The organism is Halobacillus sp. BBL2006 (assembly GCF_000786645.1).
Lineage (GTDB): Bacteria > Bacillota > Bacilli > Bacillales > Halobacillaceae > Halobacillus.
Map to the genome: position 1 here is coordinate 1 of NZ_JRNX01000609.1, position 6,163 is coordinate 6,163.

5 protein-coding genes and 1 riboswitch are annotated in these 6,163 nt (G+C 40.3%); of the genes, 3 read left to right on the forward strand and 2 right to left on the reverse strand.

Annotation, left to right across the window (positions count from 1 at the left end):
• The 3 genes from LD39_RS16865 to LD39_RS16875 form a co-directional block, all read left to right on the forward strand.
• On the forward strand, window positions 1-1,680 hold a 1,680-nt coding region (locus LD39_RS16865; protein ID WP_035550254.1), incomplete at its 5' end, for a 3'-5' exonuclease.
• A gap of 60 nt (window positions 1,681-1,740) precedes the next feature.
• Window positions 1,741-2,571, forward strand: a complete 831-nt coding sequence (locus LD39_RS16870) for an aldo/keto reductase (protein ID WP_035550257.1) — start codon at window positions 1,741-1,743, stop codon at window positions 2,569-2,571.
• Window positions 2,572-2,841: 270 nt separating this feature from the next.
• A riboswitch (purine riboswitch) is annotated at window positions 2,842-2,942 on the forward strand.
• Between the two features lie 68 nt (window positions 2,943-3,010).
• Window positions 3,011-4,303, forward strand: a complete 1,293-nt coding sequence (locus LD39_RS16875) for an NCS2 family permease (protein ID WP_035550260.1) — start codon at window positions 3,011-3,013, stop codon at window positions 4,301-4,303.
• Between the two features lie 73 nt (window positions 4,304-4,376).
• Here the strand turns inward: LD39_RS16875 and LD39_RS16880 are convergent, their stop codons facing one another.
• On the reverse strand, window positions 4,377-5,510 hold the full coding sequence (locus LD39_RS16880; RefSeq protein WP_231572600.1) for a Ger(x)C family spore germination protein: 1,134 nt from the start codon (window positions 5,508-5,510) through the stop codon (window positions 4,377-4,379).
• Window positions 5,507-6,163, reverse strand: a 657-nt coding sequence (locus LD39_RS16885; protein ID WP_035550266.1) for a GerAB/ArcD/ProY family transporter, incomplete at its 5' end; no start/stop codon positions are given. The genes LD39_RS16880 and LD39_RS16885, both read right to left, overlap by 4 nt.

Below are 6,163 nucleotides of genomic sequence, written 5' to 3' on the forward strand. Positions count from 1 at the left end.
CAGGTGATTCGAGCAGATTTAAGAAAGCCGATCATCGTACAAGGTGCGGCCGGCAGTGGAAAGACGACCATCGCTCTTCACCGCATTTCCTATTTCTTGTATTCCATGAGGGAGATTTTTAAGCCAGATGAGATGTTAATTTTAGCTCCTAACCGCTTGTTTATCCAGTACACCTCAGAGGTGCTGCCAGAACTAGGGATCCAGCGTGCAAGGCAAACGACCTTTACCGGCTTTGTGCAAGAAGTGACGGGGATTAGCTGGCCAGTGGTTACTCAGCATGAAACATTAATGAAATCCATAGAAGAAGGAACTGGAGATCATGACATAGCCTTGTGGACTGCCGGTTATAAAGGTTCCACAAATTTTAAAGAAATATTGAACCGTTACATGCAATGGTTGAAAAAAGGGTACAAAATCGATCAGGATTTTCTCCTTGCTGGATTTAAAATTAAAAGCGCCAAATCAATCAATCATTTATTTTATAAGGAATATAGTTATTTCCCTTATGAAGTGCGAGTTCATAAAATTAAAGCCGTCCTGCAAAGCGAATTGAGGAGAAAGAAGAAGCAGATATTAACTAAAATCGCTGAAAAGTATGATGAAGAGCTTGATAAAGCACTGTTCGGTTTTAAGGACCGGGCTAAGCGTAAGACAAGAGTCAGCTTTCTCATTACGAGGAAAGAGGAGCGGCTAAAGGAAATAAAAAAAGAAGCTCGAACGGCTGTCCAACGCTTTATGAAGCATTACCCTAAAGTGAAACTGATGGATGTCTATAAACAATTGTTTGAGGAAGAGGTTTTTGCTTCTCTTATTGTTGAGGACTCTCAAGAGCTGCAGGAAATGAGAAAATCCACTATCAAATATTTGAAGAAGAAACGTCTATATTCCGAAGATTTAGCCGCACTCCTTTATATTCAAACCTTCATTAAAGGGATAGACAAAGAGCATCAAGCTAAAAAGATCGTTATTGATGAAGCCCAGGACTACAGCTTCCTGGAAATCTACAGCTTGAGAAGAGCTTTCCATACAGATTTGTTTACTATCGTAGGAGATCTGGCACAGGGAATATACCGCTATCGCGGATTAAAGAATTGGGAAGTACTATCAGATGAGGTGTTCAGAAACGTCAACTATCTCACCTTACAAAAAACCTATCGGACGACGATCGAAATTATGGATTTGGCGAATGAATTATTAGAACTTATGCCTGATGAGCTTCCTAAGGCGGAACCTGTCGTCCGACACGGCGAACTGCCAACTTTTCTTCCGAGGGTGAAGGAGTGGAAAACCAGCTTCAAACAAATGATGGTACAGCTACAGACAATTGGGATGAGCAGTTTTGCGATCGTAACAAAAACCCAACGTGACGCTGATCATGTGGCAGGTGAGCTTGAAGGTATGGAAGTGGGTTTTACGAAACTACAAGAAGAAGGTGGGATGAGTGACCGCATGATTCTCCCAGCCTACCTTGCTAAGGGCTTGGAATTTGATGTCGTATTCCTTTACTCAAACCATCACCCGTATCAAAGAAAAGAATTGGATATTAAAATGCTGTATGTAGCCATGACAAGACCTCTTCATCGTCTTTTCCTGATCGGGAATGCACCTGAAGATTTTCTTCTTGATCAAGTAGACGGGGAGTTATATGCTGCACATACTTCGATGCATCCGAATGTTTGAATCTTTTTTAAGAAAGGGAATTAACGAAGAGAATGAAACTTACTAAAGGGGTAGATAGAAATGAGTTTAACAGAAGCTGCTACATTATCTAATGGAATAAACATGCCTAAAGTAGGACTGGGTGTTTATAAGATGGAGAATGATGAAGAAGTAGTAAAAGCTGTGAAATCAGCACTTGAAGTCGGTTACCGGCATATAGATACAGCTTCATTCTATGACAATGAAGAGGGCGTCGGTCAAGCGATAAAAGAAAGTAATATCCCTAGAGAAGATCTATTCGTAACGACAAAAGTGTGGAATGATGAACAAGGATATGAAGAAACCCTTCAGGCTTTTGAAAGAAGTTTAAATAAGCTTAAACTTGATTATTTAGACCTATACTTAATTCATTGGCCGGTGCCAGGAAAATTCAAAGATACGTGGAAAGCCCTCGAGAAGCTTCACAAAGATGGTAAAGTGAAAGCCATCGGTGTATGTAACTTCATGGAGCATCATTTAGAGGTGCTGATGGAGGGGGCAGAAGAGAAGCCGATGGTAAATCAGGTGGAATTTCACCCTGAACTATACCAGAAAGAACTAGCCGATTATTGCTATCAGAAAGGCATTCAACTGGAAGCTTGGGCACCGCTGGCAAGAGGTCGCTACTTCGATGCCGCCATTCTGAAGCAGTTAGCTGAGAAGTACGACAAGTCACCTGCTCAAATTATTCTTCGCTGGCATCTACAGCATGACGTAGTTATCATTCCTAAATCTTCGAATAAAGAGCGTCAAAAAGAAAATGCCGATCTTTTCGATTTTGATATGAATGATGACGAAATGAAGAGAATCGATGCACTTCATAAAAATGAACGAATCGGAAAGCACCCTGATGAATTTGATTATGAGGGATAACTATAGAGCTGGAACTGGTTATAACTCTGGCAGTTTTCTAAACGAAAACTGGATAACAAGTGAAGTTCGAGGACGAAACCGCACCTGGTTTTGTCCTCTTCTTTTTATTGAATTGCAATATTTCTTTTTAAAAAAATGTAACTGATTGCTTCGATTCCTTCACATTAGGATAAACAAAATTAAGAAGTTAGTAATCAGAAAAAAGTGAATTTCCGAACATTTTTCATAATCATTGACCCATAGATTATCCGTTGATATGATTCTTCCTATGACAAAATGAATACAGTACCTTGTATAAGTTTAGGAATAAGGCCTGAACGTTTCTACCAGCTACCGGAAATAGCTAGTCTACAGGGAGGAATAACGATTATTCTCTTTCCCTATGTAAAGCTCCGGTAGATTGCCGGTGCTTTTTTTGTTTTAAATAGGAGGGAACACCATGAGAAACTTCTTCAAGTTCAAGGAACGTGAAACGAATTATCAGAAAGAAACGCTCGCAGGAATCACGACGTTTCTTTCCATGGCTTATATACTTGTTGTAAATCCGATCATACTAAGCCAGGCAGGAATGGATAAAGGTGCGCTTTTTACAGCTACCGCTCTATCCGCTATTGTGGGCTCACTTTTGATAGGTCTGCTTGCAAATTTCCCTGTTGGGATCGCTCCCAGTATGGGGCTCAATTCATTCTTTACCTTCTCCGTTGTCATCGGGATGGGCATTGAATGGCAAGTCGCTTTAACAGGAGTGTTTATTGCAGGGATTATCTTTATGATTCTTAGTCTTCTTAAAATAAGGGAAAAAATCATTAATGTGATTCCGAAAGATTTAAAACATGCCATTGCAGGAGGCATCGGCTTTTTTATAGCGTTCATCGGTTTGAAAAATGCAGGCATCGTTGTGGGAAGCGAGGAAACGCTTGTATCCATCGGCCAACTGACTTCTCCAACCACAGCCCTTGCTGCGTTCGGCTTTATCATTACTCTTATGATGCTTGTACGTGGAATCCGTGGAGGTATATTCTATGGTATTGTCATTACCAGTATCATTGGTATGATTGTCGGTTTAGTGGACGTTCCCGATTCAGTGGTCGGACAGGTGCCGAGTCTTGACCCTACATTTGGAGTCGTCTTTCAACATCTCGGTGATGTGTTTACACCCGAAGTTCTTGCTGTTATTTTTACGTTTTTATTTGTAGCATTTTTCGATACAGCAGGTGCGTTAATTGCTGTAGCGAGCCAGGCTGGAATTATGAGAGATAATAAAATTCCGAATGCAGGGCGAGCTCTATTAGCCGATTCCACCTCTGGAGTCGTAGGAGCGATCTTCGGTACTTCGACAACGGCTTCTTTTGTTGAATCATCTGCTGGGGTGGCAGTAGGCGGCCGAACAGGATTTACTAGTGTAGTGATCTCTTTTTGTTTCTTTATCGCTTTATTCTTCTCACCAGTACTCGGTGTGATTACTCCGGCAGTGACCGCGCCTGCTCTCATCATCGTTGGCGCCCTGATGGCGACAGAGGTGAGGGAGATTGACTGGAGCAATTTTGAAATTGTTGTTCCTGCATTTGTCACGATTATCATGATGCCGCTCACATTCAGTGTAGCGACTGGCATTGCGCTTGGATTCATCCTTTACCCATTTGCCATGATTGCGAAAAAGGAATGGAAACAGGTACACCCGATTATGTACACGCTCGGCGGCTTGTTTATTATGTACTTCGTGTTTTTGTAGAATGACAAAAGCCTGAACGGCAGTTGACCGTTCAGGCTTTTTTTGTTCATTTACGAAACAAATACCCAAAGACTTATTCTGTAATTCCATAGCGGAGTATCTTCAGTTTGACATTAAATTTCACATCATAATTAGGAATTTGATCGCGCCAGCTATCTCTAGTTAAACGATTCTCTCTTGTAATTGTATTATATTTCTTACCCAATCCTGCAGGGTCCACCTGAGCTTCTTTAAGTTCACCCATTACACGGTTAAGGTTATCTTCTATTTGCTTTTCGACCTCTTTTTCTAACGTTTCGATGGTTTTTTTACTTTTTAAATCGACCTCTTTTGTAATTTCTAATAGACGTGCTTCTATTTTGATATTTACCGAATATGAAGAAGGGTCTCCTTTGGTAGGTTTAGTTGATAAGTTACTTCCCATTTGGTAAAGGGAGACGTATAAACTACTTTCATTAGGATTTTTTATGCTGCCTTTTTTTAGGTGATCATCGAGAGAATCTTGTGGCAGTTCAATCTGAAACTCTCCATGCTTCATTTCATTTCTAAGCATCATTAAATAAATAATATCATCAGCAGGTAAGCGACCAACGTATCGATCATCCTGGAACAATGATAAGCCATTAATAACACCTTTATCATCTTCCAACGTTAACAAAGGTAAGACGGGATCAGCACCAATACTGAAGTAGTCTTGTTGGAAAACAGTAAGTGAGGCGTCAGTAATCATTTCATGCTTGATACTTTTCTCAATTAATCGATGAAGGTATTCTCCAGTATTCGGCGCATCTTCTGAAGATTTGGATTGCAGAAGATTGGCTGAAGGAACATCGGTGACAGCGAGTAGGGACATATCTGAAACTTTCGCATCGCGGGAAAGCGTGTCCATATACCGGGTTAACCCTTTGGCTGCCAGTTCCTTTTGGAAAAGGGCCACCCTTACTTGACCAGAAACCAGCTTATGGCTAGTTTTCCTATGGGCTTGCAATCGAATTCCTTTTGAGGTATTTGCTTCACTTGTGACGACTTGGGAAGTATTTGATGTCGTAGGGTCAAACTGGAATAAAACCAACGTCCCTCTTATTTTCTGATTGTCTAACAAATCATATCCTACTGCTGTAATAATACCCAGTTGTTCAATATAATTTTTTGGAATACAGCCTGAACATAACAACAGAATACTAACCATACATAAAAGCCTTTTCACGAAGAACCTCTCCTTTTCCGCCACATTTTTCTAACCTTAAGGGAGAGAAAGACAAACAGAGGATAGACGAATACAATCGCGAACCCTAGCTTGGCAGTATAATCCGTTAGAGTATTAATATCGACACGGTATTCAATCAAGATAGAAGCGATAAACAACAGGAAGCTGATTACATATAAACTTTTTTTCTTCGGTGCGTTGAACATTCGGTTTAGTGTCTGGAGGAGCATCCAGCATAGAAGGATGATGTTTGGAATGACGACCATCATCCATAATGCAACGGCGATAAAATCAAAACGCTCAATTATTGAAAAACTGATAATTTTAAATAAAGATAATGTTGCCCACACTGTTTGCTCTAAGTGATCAGGACTGAAATACCCTATAGAAACACTTGTTACGAGAAAAATTAAAAAGGTGGTTAAAAATAAGGCTGTATGGATAGGCAGCGAAACTTTCTCTTTATTCTTTATATAAGGATAGACAAAGAGAATAATCTCCATGCCTAGCACCGTATAAGACGTTTTCTGAGCCCCTTTCAGTATGTCTAAAGGACTGGACTGAAAAATAGGTAAGAAATTTTCCCACTCCATATAGGTAATTGGTTTGTAGATAGTGAACACCAGCCAAACCGTTAGAAAAAAGAAAATAAA